This is a genomic window from Streptomyces sp. NPDC058864, from assembly GCF_042742985.1.
GTDB lineage: Bacteria > Actinomycetota > Actinomycetes > Streptomycetales > Streptomycetaceae > Actinacidiphila.
Genome location: NZ_JBHYMQ010000055.1, coordinates 46,938 through 62,410 on the forward strand (window position 1 = coordinate 46,938; position 15,473 = coordinate 62,410).

The 15,473-nt window shown below is 73.3% G+C and carries 13 protein-coding genes; 5 read left to right on the plus strand and 8 right to left on the minus strand.

The window, feature by feature from the left end; translation table 11 throughout:
• Positions 1–140: 140 nt before the first annotated feature.
• The 3 genes from ACFW3D_RS31155 (at position 141) to ACFW3D_RS31165 (ending at position 5,131) form a co-directional block, all read left to right on the plus strand.
• Entirely contained in the window at positions 141–1,307 is a 1,167-nt protein-coding gene (locus tag ACFW3D_RS31155) for a hypothetical protein (RefSeq protein WP_500509771.1), read from the plus strand.
• A gap of 80 nt (positions 1,308–1,387) precedes the next feature.
• Positions 1,388–2,326 carry a GNAT family N-acetyltransferase gene (locus ACFW3D_RS31160; RefSeq protein WP_500509774.1) on the plus strand — a complete coding sequence of 313 codons (939 nt, stop codon included), beginning with the start codon at positions 1,388–1,390 and terminating at the stop codon, positions 2,324–2,326.
• 705 nt (positions 2,327–3,031) lie between these two features.
• Positions 3,032–5,131: a PhoX family protein gene (locus ACFW3D_RS31165; RefSeq protein WP_500509777.1), complete on the plus strand. Its 2,100-nt coding sequence runs from the start codon at positions 3,032–3,034 to the stop codon at positions 5,129–5,131.
• 54 nt (positions 5,132–5,185) lie between these two features.
• Here ACFW3D_RS31165 and ACFW3D_RS31170 read toward each other — a convergent pair whose 3' ends face one another.
• The 8 genes from ACFW3D_RS31170 to ACFW3D_RS31205 form a co-directional block, all read right to left on the minus strand.
• Positions 5,186–6,211: an LLM class flavin-dependent oxidoreductase gene (locus tag ACFW3D_RS31170; RefSeq protein WP_500509780.1), complete on the minus strand. Its 1,026-nt coding sequence runs from the start codon at positions 6,209–6,211 to the stop codon at positions 5,186–5,188.
• A gap of 87 nt (positions 6,212–6,298) precedes the next feature.
• Positions 6,299–7,543 carry a cytochrome P450 family protein gene (locus tag ACFW3D_RS31175; protein WP_500509783.1) on the minus strand — a complete coding sequence of 415 codons (1,245 nt, stop codon included), beginning with the start codon at positions 7,541–7,543 and terminating at the stop codon, positions 6,299–6,301.
• The gene (locus tag ACFW3D_RS31180; protein WP_500509786.1) at positions 7,543–8,796 is read right to left on the minus strand and encodes a cytochrome P450; all 1,254 of its coding nucleotides are present in this window, start codon (positions 8,794–8,796) and stop codon (positions 7,543–7,545) included. The genes ACFW3D_RS31175 and ACFW3D_RS31180 overlap by 1 nt, the downstream gene beginning before the upstream one ends.
• On the minus strand, positions 8,793–9,437 hold the full coding sequence (locus tag ACFW3D_RS31185) for a GTP-binding protein (protein WP_500509789.1): 645 nt from the start codon (positions 9,435–9,437) through the stop codon (positions 8,793–8,795). Before ACFW3D_RS31185 ends, ACFW3D_RS31180 begins: the two co-directional genes overlap by 4 nt.
• A complete protein-coding gene (locus ACFW3D_RS31190; protein ID WP_500509791.1) occupies positions 9,418–9,777 on the minus strand; it encodes a DUF742 domain-containing protein in 360 nt (119 codons plus the stop codon). Before ACFW3D_RS31190 ends, ACFW3D_RS31185 begins: the two co-directional genes overlap by 20 nt.
• A complete protein-coding gene (locus ACFW3D_RS31195) occupies positions 9,774–10,217 on the minus strand; it encodes a roadblock/LC7 domain-containing protein (RefSeq protein ID WP_500509793.1) in 444 nt (147 codons plus the stop codon). Before ACFW3D_RS31195 ends, ACFW3D_RS31190 begins: the two co-directional genes overlap by 4 nt.
• Entirely contained in the window at positions 10,214–11,761 is a 1,548-nt protein-coding gene (locus ACFW3D_RS31200) for a sensor histidine kinase (RefSeq protein ID WP_500509796.1), read from the minus strand. The genes ACFW3D_RS31195 and ACFW3D_RS31200 overlap by 4 nt, the downstream gene beginning before the upstream one ends.
• A gap of 461 nt (positions 11,762–12,222) precedes the next feature.
• Positions 12,223–13,467, minus strand: a complete 1,245-nt coding sequence (locus tag ACFW3D_RS31205) for a YbfB/YjiJ family MFS transporter (RefSeq protein WP_500509798.1) — start codon at positions 13,465–13,467, stop codon at positions 12,223–12,225.
• Positions 13,468–13,613: 146 nt separating this feature from the next.
• Here ACFW3D_RS31205 and ACFW3D_RS31210 point away from each other — a divergent pair, with 146 nt between their 5' ends.
• On the plus strand, positions 13,614–14,210 hold the full coding sequence (locus ACFW3D_RS31210) for a TetR/AcrR family transcriptional regulator (RefSeq protein ID WP_500509801.1): 597 nt from the start codon (positions 13,614–13,616) through the stop codon (positions 14,208–14,210).
• A 25-nt stretch (positions 14,211–14,235) separates the two neighbouring features.
• Positions 14,236–15,207 (plus strand): phosphotransferase family protein, encoded by a 972-nt coding sequence (locus ACFW3D_RS31215; RefSeq protein WP_500509803.1) that lies wholly within the window; start codon positions 14,236–14,238, stop codon positions 15,205–15,207.
• Positions 15,208–15,473 lie beyond the last annotated feature (266 nt).

Consider the following 15,473-nt stretch of genomic DNA (forward strand, 5'->3'; position numbering starts at 1 on the left):
GTTCCACAAGGTCGGCACGCCGGGGGTGGATTGGCGCGGGCACACGGGTGACCGTTTATGCTCTGGTCCGTCATTGGGATTGTTGTGAACTCAACCACGTTTGGCCGTCGAGGGGACAGCGCGCCATGAACCGTCCGAGGATGTCGATCAATCAAGTGCGGATAGCCGTGGCCTTGCTCAGCCTCGCGCTGTTCGCCCAGACGGCGTTCTGGCTGCTCTACGACATCGCTGTCCGCGGTCTGCCCGGCGCCTGGTCGCTGTGGACCACGGGCTGGGTGCCGGGCCTGTCGGCGACCTCCTCGCTGGACCTCGGTCTGGCGGCGCTGCAGCTCTGCGCCGGCCTGGCGGCCCTGTTCCGCACCCGCGGCGCGGGCGGCCTGCTGATGACCTCCTGCACCGTGACCCTCGGCTTCCGCCTCCCCGCGGTCTGGTACCTGCTGCTCGACTCGCCCTCCGACCCGTGGTTCGGCACCCTGAAGGGCGCCTCGCTCAACGCGGTGGGCAGCACCGCCGTCCTCGCGGTGGTGCTCTCCCTCGTCCTGGGCGGTCTCCTGCTGCTCGCCCGGCACATGGAGTACGAGGCCGCCGCCTCGAACTCGGTGTCGGGCGGCGTCCGCCCGGTGAAGGTGACCGCCACCGCCTCCGGTCTGCTGCTCGCGGTGCTCAACGTCTTCTACATCGGCCGCAACGCGGTGACGGCCGTTCAGGTCGGGCCCGGTGTGCTCACCGACCTGATCGTCGGCAAGGGGAGCGGGCGGGCGATCCTCGCGGTTCCGTCGCCGTACCAGTGGGTGTGCCTGACCGTGCTGTGCGGCGCCGGCATGCTGCTCGCGGCCCGGCGTCGGCCGACCGCCACGGGCTTCTCGGTGGGCCTGTCGCTCTTCATGATGCCTTCGGCCTTCACGGAGCTGTGGGGCTACGCCGTCGGCACGATGCCCGTGACCGCCGTCGACATCTCGCAGAGCCTGCTGGAGTTCGTCGGTTCCGCGGCTGTGGTCGCCCTCATCGTCGGTGACGTCCGCCGCGACCGCCGACCCGACGACGCCGACCTCGACGTCCTGCCGCCCTTGGCGGCGCCCGCGGTACCGGCGGGTGTCGCGGCGGGCGTACCGGCCGTACTCGCCGCGTCGGCCGCGACCGCCGTACCTGCCGCATCCACCTCTTCGTCTGCTTCGTCTGCTTCGGCTGCTTCGGCCACCGAGGGCGCCGACTCCCCGGAAGGGGCCGTCGAGGCCGTGGAGGCCACCGTGCCCGCCCGGCGCGACGCAGGGACCGACGAAGACGCGGACGCCGACACCGACGCCTGACGGGCCCGTCCGGGCAGGACCGGCTCCGTCGCCGCGAAAAACGTTTGCGCGGGGCCGGTAGCGGTACGGAGAGTTGTGCCATGCCCATCACCGTGCGGCCGGCCGCCCCCGAGGACGCTCCCGTCATCCGCGACCTGCTCAACGCCGTCGACGTCGTGGAACTCGGGCGGCCGGAAACCGACCTGGGCACGGTCGAGTCGTCGCTGGTCCACCCGGAGGCGGACCTGGAACGCAACTCCTGGTTGATCTCAGAGGACGGCGCGCTCGTCGCGTTCGGGCTGCTCTGGGACGACTCCGGCGCCGAACGCATCGACGTCGACCATTACGTCCTGCCCGCACATCAGCAAGCGGGCGAGCGGCTGCTGGACCTCCTCCAGGCCCGGGCCGCCGAACGCGCCGCGGAGAACGGCGCGGAGCGGGCCGTCGTCCACCTCGCCCTCAACACCGCGCCCACGATGGACACCGCCCGCCTGACGCGGCGCGGCTGGAAGACCGTACGGCGCTACCACGTCCTCACCCGCCCGCTGTCCGCCGCCGCGGACACCGTCCCCGAGCTCCCGCCGGGACTCACGCTGCGCGACTGCACGGCGGAGGCCGACCGCCGCCGCGCCCACGAACTCCTGCAGGAGACCTTCGCGGAGCACTTCGACCACCAGCGGCGCACCTACCGGCAGTGGCTCGACGACCTCGGCTCGGGCATCGACTGGTCGCTGGTGTGGATCGCATCGCTGGAGGGCGCGGGGGACGTGGGCGCGGCACTGACCCGTGACGACCGCGCGGCGATGGCGTGGATCAGCAGCCTGGGCGTGCGCGAGGAGGCGCGGGGCCGGGGCGTCGCCGGCCATCTGCTGCGCCACGCCTTCGGGATCTACGCCGCCCGCGGCCGCGACACCCTCGGCCTCGGGGTGGACACCGACAACGCCACGGGGGCCCTGCGGCTGTACACCGCACACGGCATGGGCCTCCACTTCGCGGTGGACACCTGGGAGGTGACCCTGCCCGCGGCCGCCCCGGCGTGACCGCGGCGGCCGCCGATCCGGCAACGCCGGGCCAGGAACAACGAGGGGGTCAGGCGCCGTGGACGGGTACACGAGTCCTCACCAGGTGTCCGACGACGTACTGACCCACCGCCACGCGGGTACCCATCGGCAGGCTCCGACCGGGGGCCGGGCTCGAGCGGTGCACGGGGCTCCGCAGGAGCACCCGGGCACGGTTCGTCGCGGCCGTTCCGGACGACTTCCCGAACGGTGTCGGCGCGGTGCCCTCTCCGACCCCGGGGCCGGAGAGGACGCGGGCGTTCCAGGCAGCCGCCGACGGACTCCGGGCCGCGCTCGACGTCCTGAGGCGGGAGTCCCGTCTCCTCGGCTGTGAGAGCCGGGTGCGCCGGGCCGTGTCGCCGGCTGCCCTTCCCCGGCCTTCGGCCGGGGGTGCCCCCACGACTCTCCGCCTCGCGATGCACCGCACCGCACCGCACCGGGGGCACCTCCCAGCGGTAGCCGGGGGGAGCTCATCCGACGACGCAGCCCGGCGGACGTGACCCCCGGCGGCGCTGCTTCCGCCTGTGACGCCGCTTTGGGGGTGTCGCGGCCGCACGGGCCCGGGCGGTCGGATCAGTCCGCGCCAACCGGTTCATTTGTGGTTCACGTTCCGGCCACTCCCCCGAGAACAGGGCTCTTTACCGTCCCTTGGTACTCGCTATACCGGAACATAGACTTGGAGGCACTGTGCGGCCGCACAGACTTCTTCCGCTGCTCCCCCGCCACGACGGCGGCAGGTCCGCCCTCACCTGCCGGTTCAAGTGCGGTGACGCCTGCGCCCACGAGGCCCCGAACACCAGCGGCAACGCCTACCTCGGCGACGTCGTCGCCGCCGCCCTCTCCCGCCGCACCATGCTGCGGACCGGCGCCGTGGTCACCCTGGCCGCCGCCGCGGGCGGCGTGGCCGTGGCGTCCGGCACCGACGTGGCCGCCGCCGCGCCCGAGCCGCGGCAGGGCGGTCACGGCGGTCACGGCGGCACCGTCGACCCCGACGCCGCCAAGGGCCTGCGCTTCCGGCCCGTCGAGCCGAACACCGTGGACGCCGTCGTCGTCCCCGAGGGCTACGCCCACAGCGTCGTGATCCGCTGGGGCGACCCCGTCCTGCGCGGCGCCCCCGCGTTCGACCAGGCGCGGCAGAGCGCCGCGGCGCAGGCCGGCCAGTTCGGCTACAACAACGACTTCCTGCACCTGTTCGACCTGCCCGGCGAGCGCGGCCGTCAGGTACTCGTCGCCAACCACGAGTACACCGACGAGATCCTCATGTTCCCGGGCTACGACGCGGCGAACCCCACCCGCGAGCAGGTCGAGATCGCCTGGGCCGCGCACGGGCTCAGCGTGGTCGTGGTCGAGGAGGAGCGGCACTCCGGCCGCCTGTACCCGGTGAGCCGGCACGGCCTGAACCGGCGGCTGCACACCACGTCCGCCTTCCGCCTGACCGGCCCCGCCGCGGGCAGCCCCCTGCTGCGCACCAAGGCCGACCCCACCGGCACGAAGGTGCTCGGCACCCTCAACAACTGCGCCGGCGGCACCACCCCGTGGGGCACCGTGCTCTCCGGCGAGGAGAACTTCAACCAGTACTTCGGCAACGCGGCCTCGGTCACCGACCCGGTCACCGCGGAGCGGCTGAAGCGCTACGGCATCGCCGGCGCGGCCAGCGAGCGCAAGTGGGAGCGGTTCGACGACCGCTTCGACCTGGCCAAGGAGCCCAACGAGGTCAACCGCTTCGGCTGGATCGTGGAACTCGACCCCTTCGACCCGGACTCGACGCCGCGCAAGCACACCGCGCTCGGCCGCTTCAAGCACGAGGCGGCGCAGCCCCGGCTCACCGATGACGGCCGCCCCGTCGTCTACATGGGTGACGACGAGCGCTTTGAGTACATGTACAAGTTCGTGGCGAGCAAGGCGATGCGGCACGGCAGCGGCCGGGCGGTCCGCGAGCACAACCTGTCGCTGCTCGACGAGGGCACGCTCTACGTCGCCCGGTTGACGGGCGACAGCCCGGCCGCCGAGTTCGACGGCAGCGGGAAGCTGCCCTCGGACGGCGAGTTCGACGGCTCCGGCGAGTGGATCAAGCTGGCGAGCGGCACCACCTCCTTCGTGGAGGGCATGACCGCCGAGGAGGTCTACCTCTTCACCCGCATGGCGGCGGACAAGGCCGGCGCCACGAAGATGGACCGTCCCGAGGACGTCGAGCCCAGCCCGCGCACCGGTCGTGTCTACGTGGCGCTGACCAACAACACCAACCGCGGGAAGGCCGGCTTCGCGGGCGCCGACGAGGCGAACCCGCGTGCCAACAACAAGCACGGGCACGTGCTGGAACTCGCGGAGTTCTTCGACGACCCGGCCGCCGACCGCTTCGCCTGGCGGCTGTTCCTGGTCGCGGGCGACCCCGCCGACCCGTCCACCTACTTCGCGGGCTTCCCGAAGGACGACGTCAGCCCGATCTCCTGCCCGGACAACGTGGCCTTCGACCCGCACGGCAACCTGTGGATATCCACCGACGGCGCGCCGGGCACCCTCGGCACCCACGACGCCCTGTTCGGCGTCGCGGTCAAGGGTGACAAGCGCGGTCAGGTCCGCCAGTTCCTGAGCGTGCCCAAGGGCGCCGAGACCTGCGGCCCGATCGTCCAGGGCCGGCGCGTCCTGGTCGCGGTGCAGCACCCCGGCGAGACCGACGGTTCCACGTACGAGAGCCCGTCCTCGCGCTGGCCCGACGGCGGCGGGCGGATCCCCCGCCCCTCCGTGGTCGTGGTGTGGCGCAAGGACGGCCGCGACATCGGGGTGTGACGGGACGGCCCCGCCCGGCGCGCCGCGCCGGGCGGGGCCGCTCCGCGGTGGCCGTCAGGGGGCCTGGGCCGCCGGACGGCCGAGGGCCGGTGCGAGCCGGGTGGCGATGTCGGTGAGGATCTGCTCGTAGTCCTCGGCTTCGAAGGCGAACGGCAGTGCGAAGGCCACCTCGTCGACCTCGCGGAAGGCCGCGTGCGCGGAGAGCCGCTCCGCGATCTCCTCGGAGCTGCCGACCAGGTCGGGGGCGAACAGCAGCCGCCCCGGCCCCTGCGGTCCGGTGGTGCGCGGCAGCCGCCGGCGGGCGTACTCCAGGTACCTCTCGCGCTGGGCGGCCGAGGCGCTGTCGGTGGGCACGACGACCAGGCCCTGGGAGACCCGGGCCCGTTCGCCGTCGGGGTGCACGGCGCGGAAGGCGCGGATGTGGGACAGCTGGATCGCGGCGAAGTCCTCGGACTCCTCCGCCTTGACCACGCTGCTCGTCAGGAAGTTCATTCCGTGCTCCCCGGCCCACCGCGCCGAGCGCAGGCTCCCGCCGCCGTACCACATGCGGTCGCCGAGCCCCGGGGAGTGCGGCTGGACGCGGTCGGAGAAGACCTCGAAGCCCTCGGTCCCGCTGAAGGCGGTGGCCGGCTCGCCCCGGACGAATCCCAGCAGGCGTTCCACCCGGGTGTAGGAGAAGTCCTCCTGGCCGGCGGTGTCCGGGTACAGGGCGTCGCGGACCTCGTCGAAGTGCATCGGCGGGCCGACGCTGACGCCCGGGTTGAGGCGGCCGCCGGACAGCAGGTCCACCGTCGCCAGGTCCTCGGCCAGCCGCAGCGGGTTCTCCCACCCGAGGGGGATGACGGCCGTGCCGAGTTCGATGCGGCTGGTGCGCTGCGAGGCGGCGGCGAGGACGGCCACGGGCGAGGAGATGCCGAACTGCAGGTGGCGGTGGCGCACCCAGGCGCTGTCGAAGCCGAGCCGCTCGCCCAGCTGGATCACCTCGAGCGTCGCCTCGTGCCCGCGGCGTGGGTCGGCCTCGTCGAACAGCCCGATGGTCAGGAAGCCCAGCTTGCGCAGCGGCCTGCCGTACGACGGCACACCTCCTCGTCGCGGGGTCGGACGGGACCGGCACCGCCCCGCACCGGCTCGAGCGGCGCGGGGCGGTGCCGGACCACCGACGGTAGGTCAGTTCACGGTGACGGGCAGCTCGTAGAGGTCGTTCTGGGTGACCACGGGCTTGTTCCGCAGCTCCGTCGCCGGGACCGCCAGGTCGAGCTTGGGGAAGCGCTCGAAGAGCGCGGGCAGCGCGATCGAGGCCTCCAGCCGGGACAGGGCCGCGCCCGGGCACACGTGCGGGCCGTGGCCGAAGGCGATGTGCCGGATGGGGTGCTCGCGGGTGATGTCGAAGACGCCGGCGCTCGGGCCGTGCTGCTTCTCGTCGCCGCCGATCGCCGCGTAGGAGACGATCAGAGCCTCACCCTTGGCGATGACCTGGTCGCCGACGGGGACGTCCTCGGTGGCGAAGCGGATCAGCACGTGCGAGGTGGGCGTGGAGTGGCGCAGGGTCTCCTCCACCACCGACTCCCAGCTCGCCTTGCCCTCCCGCACCAGCGCGAGCTGGTCGGGGTGGGTGAGCAGGTTCACGACGGCGTTCACGATGAGGGAGATGGTGGTCTCGTGACCCGCGGCGATCATCAGCTGCAGGGTGCTCTGGATCTCCTCGTCGGTGAGGTGGTCACCGTCCTCGGAGGCCGCGATGAGCGCGCTGGTGAGGTCGTCGCCGGGCTCGGCGCGCCGGTCGGCGACGGTCTTGGCCATCAGGCCCGCGAGCTCGCCGAGGGTCGCGATGACCTCGTCGGGCGGGGTCTGGGTGGAGAAGAACTTCTCGAACAGCACCTTCAGCCGGGGCAGGTGGGCCTCGTCGATGCCCATCAGCTCCTGCACGACGTACATCGGCAGCGGGTAGGCGAAGGTGGCCTTGAGGTCGAGCGTCCCGCCCTCGTGTGCCGCCTCCTCGACGCGGTCCAGGAGACCGGCCGTCAGCTCCTCGATCCGGGCGCGCATCTGCTCCACACGGCGCGGTGTGAGCGCCTGGGCGACCAGGGCGCGCAGCCGGCGGTGGTCGGCACCGTCCACGGTGAGCATCGAGCGGCCGGGGTTGGCCAGGCCGATCAGCGCCCAGTCGGCGGGTATGTCACCACGCGTGAAGGCGTCCCAGTGGGCGATGTCCTTCACCAGCCGCTGGTCGGTCAGCAGCGCGCGGGCCTCGGCGTGGTGCGTGACGGCCCACACCGGCACCCCGCCGGGCAGGACGACCGCGGCCAGCGGGCCCGCCTCGCGCAGCGCGGTGCTCTCGGCGACCAGGTCGCCCACCATCGGGTCCAGCACGATCGGGGAGGCCGCGCGGTGGCCGGTGACCGGGCATTCCATCAGTGTTCTCCTAGCACGGGGGTGGGTGTGAAGCGCACGGGGAGCTTGGTCATGCCCCGCAGCCACGGGGACGGACGGCGCGTCAGCCCGGTGGGGTCGACGGCCAGTTCGAGGTCGGGCAGCCGGTCCAGCAGCACCTCGATGCCGGTGCGGGCGATGGCCTCGGCGATCTCCTGCGCCGGGAACGGGCAGCGGTGCTCGCCGTGCCCGAAGGAGAACCAGGCGTTGTTGCCGTTGGTGGAGGCCCCGGCCTCCAGGTGCACCTGGGGGTCGGCGTTGGCCGCGGCGAAGCCGAGGATCAGCAGGTCACCGGAGGCGATCTGGCGTCCGCCGAGCCGGGTGTCGCGGCTGGCCCACCGCCCGGCGATGTTCTGGCTGGGGGTGTCCTCCCACAGGACCTCGTTCATGGCCTGCCCGACGCTGTGCCGGCCGCCGGTGAACGAGGCGGCGAAGCGGTCGTCGGTGAGCATCAGCCGCAGCGAGTTGCCGATCCAGTCCGCGGTGGGCTGGTGCCCGGCCACCGTCATCACCATCAGGTCCTGCACGATCTCCTCGTCGGAGAAGTCGTACCGGTCGGCGAGCATCCGCGAGACGACGTCCGCACCGGGCTGCTCCTTCTTCGCCCGGAGCAGTTCGGTCATCGCGGAGTAGACGTGCGTCTGGCCGGCGATGGCTTCCGGGCCTCCGTCGACGAGGTCCTTGACCGCCTTCACCAGGAGGGGGCCCTGCTCCTCGGGGAAGCCGTACAGCCGGGCCAGCACGCGGACCGGGAGCAGCATCGCGAACTCTTCGAGGATGTCGGCCGTGCCGCTGCCGCAGAAGGTGTCGACGAGTGCGTCGGCGTAGCGCTCGGCGTAACGGCGCAGTTCGACCGGGTCGGTGGCCTCCATGGCGTTGCCCATCATCGCGGCGCGCTGCCGGTGGCGTTCGCCGACGGTGTAGAGGATCGACGGCTGCTTGCGGCCGATCATGGGCAGGAGCGGCCAGTCGTCCGGGATGCGGTCCCACTGGTTCCACAGGTCCGAGTCGCGGCTGAAGAGCACCGGGTCGCCGGTGACGTGCAGCAGTTCCCGGTAGCCCAGCACGAGCCAGGCCGGTACGCCGCCGTCGAGCATCACGGGGGCCAGGGCGCCGTGGTCGCGCCGCAGTTCCCGGTAGAGGGCGGCGGGTTCGACGTGGAAGCGGGGACCGCTGAACGGCACCGCCCCGGCGAACGGGTCGGTGCCGGCGGCCGCGGAGGGCTGGCTGGTCACGGGGCGGTCATCTCCCGGGCGCGCGGGTTGGCGGCGGACAGGGTCTGCAGGTGCTGGACGAGGGTGATGAGGACGTCCTTGGAGGACTGCCGGGACCGCGCGTCGCAGTCCACCAGCGGCACGCCGTCCGCCAGCGACAGGGCGTCGCGGACCTGTTCCTCGGAGTGCTTGGGCCCGCCGAAGTCGTTGCGGGCCACCACGAACGGGGTGCCGTGGTGCTCCAGGCGGTCGATGGCGTACCAGGAGTCGTCCAGGCGACGGGTGTCGACCAGCACCACCGCGCCGAGGGTGCCGGAGAACAGCCGGTCCCACAGGAACCAGAAGCGCTCCTGGCCGGGCGCGCCGAACAGGTAGAGCACGGTGCGCGCGTTGATGCTGATCCGGCCGAAGTCGAAGGCCACGGTGGTGGAGGTCTTGGTCCCCACACCCGCGAGGTCGTCGACCCCGGCGCCGGCCTGCGTCATGGTCTCCTCGGTGTTCAGCGGGCGGATCTCGCTGACCGAGCGGACCATGGTCGTCTTCCCGACGCCGAACCCACCGGTGATGACGATCTTCAGCCCGTTGTCGGCGCTCGGGTCGAGCGGCGCCCGCGGCCCCGGCGGGCCGGGAACGAGGCCGGGGTCAGAGGTTGCGTAGTCCAACGAGCACCTGCTCCAGGATCTCGGGGTCCGGAAGTTGAGCCGCCGTCCGGACGGTACGGGGGTGCCGGGCGCTGATGCGCCCGGTGTCCAGCAGATCGCACAGGAGCACCTGGGTGATGCCGACCGGCAGCCCCAGGTCGGCGGCGAGCTCCACGACGGCGGTGGGCCGGCGGCAGATACGCAGGATCGCCGCGTGCTCGGACTGCATCCCCGGGACCGGATCGCACTCGGCGACCACCAGGGTCACCAGGTCGAACAGATCGGACGCGGGCCGGCTGCGACCCGACGTGAGGGTGTACAGCCGGTCCGGATCCTCCTCCCGGCCCGGACGGGGTGTCATGCGCCGTCGCCGTCCTCACCGGGCACCTCGCGCGGGGGCGCGCTGAGGTGCTCGCCGAGCTGCTCGACCAGCTCGTGCATGTTGTGGCCGATCAGGCCGACCTCGGCGTCGTCAGAGGCGACGACCGCGAGGTGGGCGCCGTCGCCGGCCTCGACGATGAACAGGATCCCGCCGTAGAACTCGGCCATGGCCTGCCGTACGCCACCGCTGCCGTCGCCGAACTCGATGGACGCGCCCTGCGACAGGCTCTGGATGCCGGCGGAGATCGCCGCGAGCTGGTCGGCCTGGTCGACCGAGAGCTCGGGGGTGCGGCACAGCTTGAGCCCGTCCCGGGACAGGACCAGGGCGTGGCGGGCGCCCGGGGTGCGCTCCAGCAGGTTCTCCAGCAGCCAGTTGAGCCGCTCGTCCGTACTGGTGTGGCCGGTGGCCGGTGCGGTCATCGCGCGTCGCTTTCTGGGGATGGGGCCGTCGCGTTGTGCTCGTCGCGGTCCGCGCCGGGCGCGGAGGCGGGGGACTCGTGGTCGGGGGTGGCTGCGGCCGCGGCGGGGGTGGTGCCGTTCACCGCGCTGCGGAAGGTGCTGAACCGCGCGGCCCGTTCGGCCGCCGTGCCGTGGCCGGCCGAGCCGTGGCCCGGGCGGGCGGCGGGCTTGTCGTGGCCGGGCCGGTCGTGGCCGGCGGCGGACAGCGTCTGGCCGCGGCGGCGCTTGGGCAGGCCGCTCTCGCCCAGCTCCGGTGCCGTGCGCCGGACTTCCTCGCCCCGGTCGGACGTCTCGGCGGGAGCCGGGACGGACGGGACGACGGCCGGGGCCTCCGGGGGCAGGACGGGCTCGGCGTCGAATCCGGCGTCCGTGCCGGGGCGCGGGACGGTGAGCAGTTCCTGCGGGATCATCATGACCGCGCCGGTGCCGCCGCGGGCCGAGGGACGGAAGGAGATCGTCAGGCCGTGCTTGCGGGCCAGCCGGCCGACGACCGTCAGGCCGAGCCTGGTCCCGGACAGGCCGGTCAGGTCCCCGGAGCCGGCGGCCACGGCGCTCTGCGCGCGGCGCAGCGCGACCTCCCCCATGACGAGACCGCTGTCCTCGACGGTGACGACCGTGCCCGCGGGCACCTCCTCCACGTACACGTGGACCTCGGCGGTGGGCGGGGAGAAGTTGGCGGCGTTGTCCATGAGTTCGGCCAGCGCGTGCATGACACCCTCGGCGGCGTGACCGACGACGGCGACCTCGCTGGTGGAGTGGAGCCGCACCCGCTGGTAGCCGGCGATGCGCCCCATCGCGCCGCGCAGGATCGACTCCATCCGGATCGGCTTCGCCCACCGGCGTCCGGAACGGGCCCCGGTCAGCACCGCGATGCTGTCGGCGAGGCGGCCGGCCTGGGCGGTGCGGTGGTCGAGGTGCAGCAGGTCGTGCAGCACGGCCGGGTCGGTGTGGCGGTGCTCCATCTGCCGCAGGTCGGCCAGCATGCCGGTGGCCAGCGCCTGCATGCGTCCGGCGGCGTTGGCGCCGACGGCCATCGCCGCGGCGCGACGCGACTCGCTGGTGCCCACCCGGTCGGCGATCAGGGTCAGCATGCGGCGCTGCGGGCCGGTCAGCGGCTCCCGCACGGCGCCGAGGACGCGGTCGGCGCTCTCTCCGGCGGTGATCTGCCGTACGGCGGCGGGCAGCAGCTCATCGGCGAAACGTTCCGCCTCGGCCCGCAGGGCGTCGAGCTGGCCTGCCAGCCGCCGTGCCCGCCAGCGCTCCTGCGCCGCCACGCACACCGCACACGTCAGCGCCACGATTCCGGCGCCCGCGCCCACCACGGCGGGCGTGCGCACCGACTCGGGCGCGGCGCCCGTCAGCCACACGGCCACCGGCACGGTGACCACCAGCGGTGCCGCCAGGGCCCGGGCCAGGTACGCGAGCGGAGCACGCTGCTCACGCGGCCGTGCCGGAATGCGCAGGCGCCCGGTCCGCGGGCGCGGGAGCGCGGTCTGCGCTGTCATCGATCAGGACCTCGGGACCGTCTGGACGGATGGGATGAGAAAGCGGAATCCAACAAAAACGGGCACCACCACAGGCACGAATCCCGAACGGGCTCCGTGTTCGCGGGGAACTCGCGGCCACTATATGCGAGTTGCCGAGGGTGTTGATCAATGAGTCGATGACATTTGTTGGCTGGTGAGGATATGTGGGGTTGCCACAACGTGCGGCGCTCTCCGTGCCCCTGAACCGGCGGTTCCGCCCCATCGCCGGACCCGCCGGCGACGTCCGTCCGGCCGCCGCCTCCCGGCAGTGCCACTGACCACGTCTTTTGCCGCACCGTCAGGGCCCGTGCAGCAACACCCGGGACGAGGGTTCCGGGCAGTCCGCACCACGGCGGAGGACTCCGGCCGGGCGGCCGGCACGGGGCGCGGGCGGTGTGTCCACTCTGCGACATGTCGCAACCGCGCCACGCCCCGGCGCCTCACTCCGCCGCGGACGCGTCCCGGGCACCGGCGACCCGGGGACCCGTCCCCGCGTCAGCGGGCACGCGGGCGAACCGCGCGGCCGCACCGACGACCAGCGCCAGGACGAGGGCCGCGGCGCCGATCAGGAAGAGCGTGCGGTGGTCCTGACCGCTGCGGGCGAAGACATAGGAGTAGAGGTACGCGGACAGCGCCAGCGACAGTGCTCCCGCCACGGTCGCCCTGCCCCATGCAGCAGCCTGCGCCTCCGGGCGCCGCGGTACGAGTTCGTGGACGCGGCCCAGCACGACGGGCACGACACCGGGCGGGAAGGAGCCGATGACGACGCTCAGCACCGCGATCTCGGGCAGGCTGCGTGCCGTGGCGAGCGCGGCGAGGGCGCCCGTCTGCACCAGGGTGATCAGCAGCAGCGCCCTGGCGAAGCCGAGGCGGTCGCCGAGCAGGCCGTAGAGGGTGGGACCAGCCAGGGCTCCGAGCCCGTACAGGATCCAGACCGTGGAACCGCCCGCGGACCCGCGGCCCAGACCCCGGCTGACGAAGTCGGCGAGGAACGCCATGGCCGGGGTGAGCCCCATCGAGATCAGGGCGTACTCCACGAGCAGCAGCCGCAGCCGCGCCGAACGGGCGGGCCGGCGCTCCCCCGGCCCTCCCGCCTCGGCGACCGCGGGTGCGGCGGGCCGCGGCCAGCCGTTCCAGCTGAGCGCGGTCAGGAGGGCGCACAGCACGGCGAGCCCGGTCCAGGTCCGGCTGAGGCCGAGGTGCAGCAGCAGGGGCACCAGCGTCCCCGAGGCGGCGATGCCGACCCCCAGCCCCGCGAAGATCGCCCCGCCCGCCAGACCGCGCCGCTCCCCCTTCAGGTACGGGAGCACGGCACCGGCCACCCGCACCATGATCACACCGCCGGCGAACCCCGAGGCGAGCCGCCAGAGGAAGAACCAGGGCACCGAGACGGGAACGCTGCAGGCCAGCAGCGCGAGCGTGGCGAGCGCCATCATCCACCGCAGGGCCCGGCGGTCGCCCAGCCACCGGCCCACCCGCCGGGCGCACAACGCGCCGGCCAGGTAGCCGGCGAGGTTGGCCGCGCCGAGGTAGGCAACGGCGGACGGCGAGAACCAGTGGGCGTTGATCAGCTCGGGGACCAGTGGCGTGTAGGCGAACCGCGCGAGGCCGATGCCGACGAAGCTCGCGCTCGCGCCCGCCGCTATGGCCCGCCACGCGGCGGGTTCCGGTGGTGTGGTGCTCATCTGCTCGTTTCCGCTCTCCGCCCGGTCACGGCAGGTCCGGGCGTCGCCCGGTCCGTCGGCCGTCCGGGCCATCTTTGACAACCCCGTCATGTTTGACAGCCTTGCAAACTTTGACGGAGCCGTCAAAGATGAATTACGGTGACGGCATGGCTGGACGGCGGCAGTTCGACGAGCAGCACACCCTGGGCCGGATCCTGGACGTCTTCTGGAACCAGGGCTACGGAGCGACCTCCATGCAGGACCTCGCGACCGCGACCGGGGTGCAGCGCGGTTCGCTCTACAACGCGTACCGCGACAAGGAGACGCTGTTCCTGCGCGTCTTCCAGGACTACGCGGACGCCTTCGTCGCCGAGGCCGCCGCGACTTTGGACCAGCCGGACGTCCGGCGGGCGCTGGAGGACTTCTTCGACTTCACCATCGCCTCCATGACCCGTGGCACCCCTGCCCGCGGCTGCCTGTCGACCAAGACCGCCACCGACACCCAGGCGGACGCCGAACCCATCCGGGCGGCGATCCGCGGCATGCTCGACCGGCTCGAGGGCGTCATGGCCGAACGGCTCTCCCGCGAGGACGCGGCCGGCCTGCTCGCCGTCCCGCCCACCGAGGCCGCGCGGGTCCTGGTCACCATGACCCGCGGCACCGTCGTCATCGAGCGCGTCTACCAGGACGCGGACCGGCTCCGGGCCACGGCGAGGTCGCTGATCGCGATGCTGCTCGGCGCAGGGCGGCCGGCCGCCGCCTGATCAACCGGCCCGGTAGGGTGCCGGGATGACCGCGAGGGAGGGGAACGAGCCAGGCTGGACGGCCACCCGCGCCTGGGTGCACCGGCACCTCCGCGAGGGGGAACGCGTCGAGTCGGCGGAGCGGCTGCACGGCGGCTGGACCTCACAGATGCGCCGCCTGCTGGTCAGGGGCCCGGGAGGCGGACGCCATGTGGTGCTGCGCTCCTTCGTGAAGCCCTTCTACCGGCGGCACGCGGAGGGTCTGCTCACCCGCGAGGCGCGCATCCTGACGCTGCTCGGCCCGACGGCCGTCCCCGCCGCCGAACTCCACGCCGTCGACGCGACGGCGGAGCACTGCGACCATCCCTCGCTGCTCATGTCCCACCTCCCGGGCGGCGTACGCCTGGAGGACGCGGAGTCCGGGGCGCGGGCCTGGCTGCTGGCCCGCCAGCTCGTACGCATCCACGGGCTGTACGTCGGCGAGGAGGACCGGCCCCGCGCGTACCAGGCATGGACGGCGCCCGAGCGCGTCCACCCGCCCGCGGCCACGGGCCGTCCGGACCTGTGGGCGCGCGCGGTGGACGTCATACGCCGTGATCCGCCCGACCATGAACCCCGGTTCCTGCACCGGGACTTCCACCCCGGCAACGTCCTGTTCGACGGGCACGGCGGCCACCTGCGCATCACCGGCGTCGTCGACTGGGTCGAGACCTCCTGGGGCCCGCCCGACCTCGATGTGGCCCACTGCGCCACGGCGCTCGCGCTGCTGCACGGACCCGCGGCCGGGATGCGCTTCGCCGACCTGTACACGGCCGCGGGCGGCCATCTGGCCGGGTCCCCCGGTGCCCACCTGTACTGGCGGCTCCTGGACGCGCTCGCCTTCGCACCGGACGCCGAGAAGGTCGCCGTCCCCTGGCGCGAACTCGGCCGCACCGACCTCACCCCGGCGAGGCTCACGGCCCGCCTGGAGACCTACGTCGGGGCCCTGCTCGCCCGCTACACGGAGCCGCGCGGCTGACCGGCCCGCTCAAGGCGTTCACGGCCCGCCCGGGACGGCACCGGCGGGAGTGCGGGCGTCGGTCCGTCGCCGGTGGGCCCCGCGGAGCCGAACGGCCCCTCGCGGCGGCGCGTCACGGCGAGGTCGGACCCAACAGCCCGGCGTACGGGCCCGAATGCCGTTCCCATGTGCGCAACTGCGCGTACTCCCCCCGGATTTCGTCTTGTCACCCGGGTGTGATCGCCAGCAGGGTGCAGGGCGAGCCGCGGGCGCGATGGTGCGCCGTG

Bases quoted from the DNA above. Each gene is read 5' to 3' on its own strand.
- ACFW3D_RS31195 (WP_500509793.1), bottom strand. From the start codon at position 10,217: ATGACCGCACCGGCCACCGGCCACACCAGTACGGACGAGCGGCTCAAC.
- ACFW3D_RS31175 (WP_500509783.1), bottom strand. From the start codon at position 7,543: ATGGAATGCCCGGTCACCGGCCACCGCGCGGCCTCCCCGATCGTGCTG.
- ACFW3D_RS31210 (WP_500509801.1), top strand. From the start codon at position 13,614: ATGGCTGGACGGCGGCAGTTCGACGAGCAGCACACCCTGGGCCGGATC.
- ACFW3D_RS31200 (WP_500509796.1), bottom strand. From the start codon at position 11,761: ATGACAGCGCAGACCGCGCTCCCGCGCCCGCGGACCGGGCGCCTGCGC.
- ACFW3D_RS31155 (WP_500509771.1), top strand. From the start codon at position 141: ATGTCGATCAATCAAGTGCGGATAGCCGTGGCCTTGCTCAGCCTCGCG.
- ACFW3D_RS31160 (WP_500509774.1), top strand. From the start codon at position 1,388: ATGCCCATCACCGTGCGGCCGGCCGCCCCCGAGGACGCTCCCGTCATC.
- ACFW3D_RS31190 (WP_500509791.1), bottom strand. From the start codon at position 9,777: ATGACACCCCGTCCGGGCCGGGAGGAGGATCCGGACCGGCTGTACACC.
- ACFW3D_RS31215 (WP_500509803.1), top strand. From the start codon at position 14,236: ATGACCGCGAGGGAGGGGAACGAGCCAGGCTGGACGGCCACCCGCGCC.
- ACFW3D_RS31205 (WP_500509798.1), bottom strand. From the start codon at position 13,467: ATGAGCACCACACCACCGGAACCCGCCGCGTGGCGGGCCATAGCGGCG.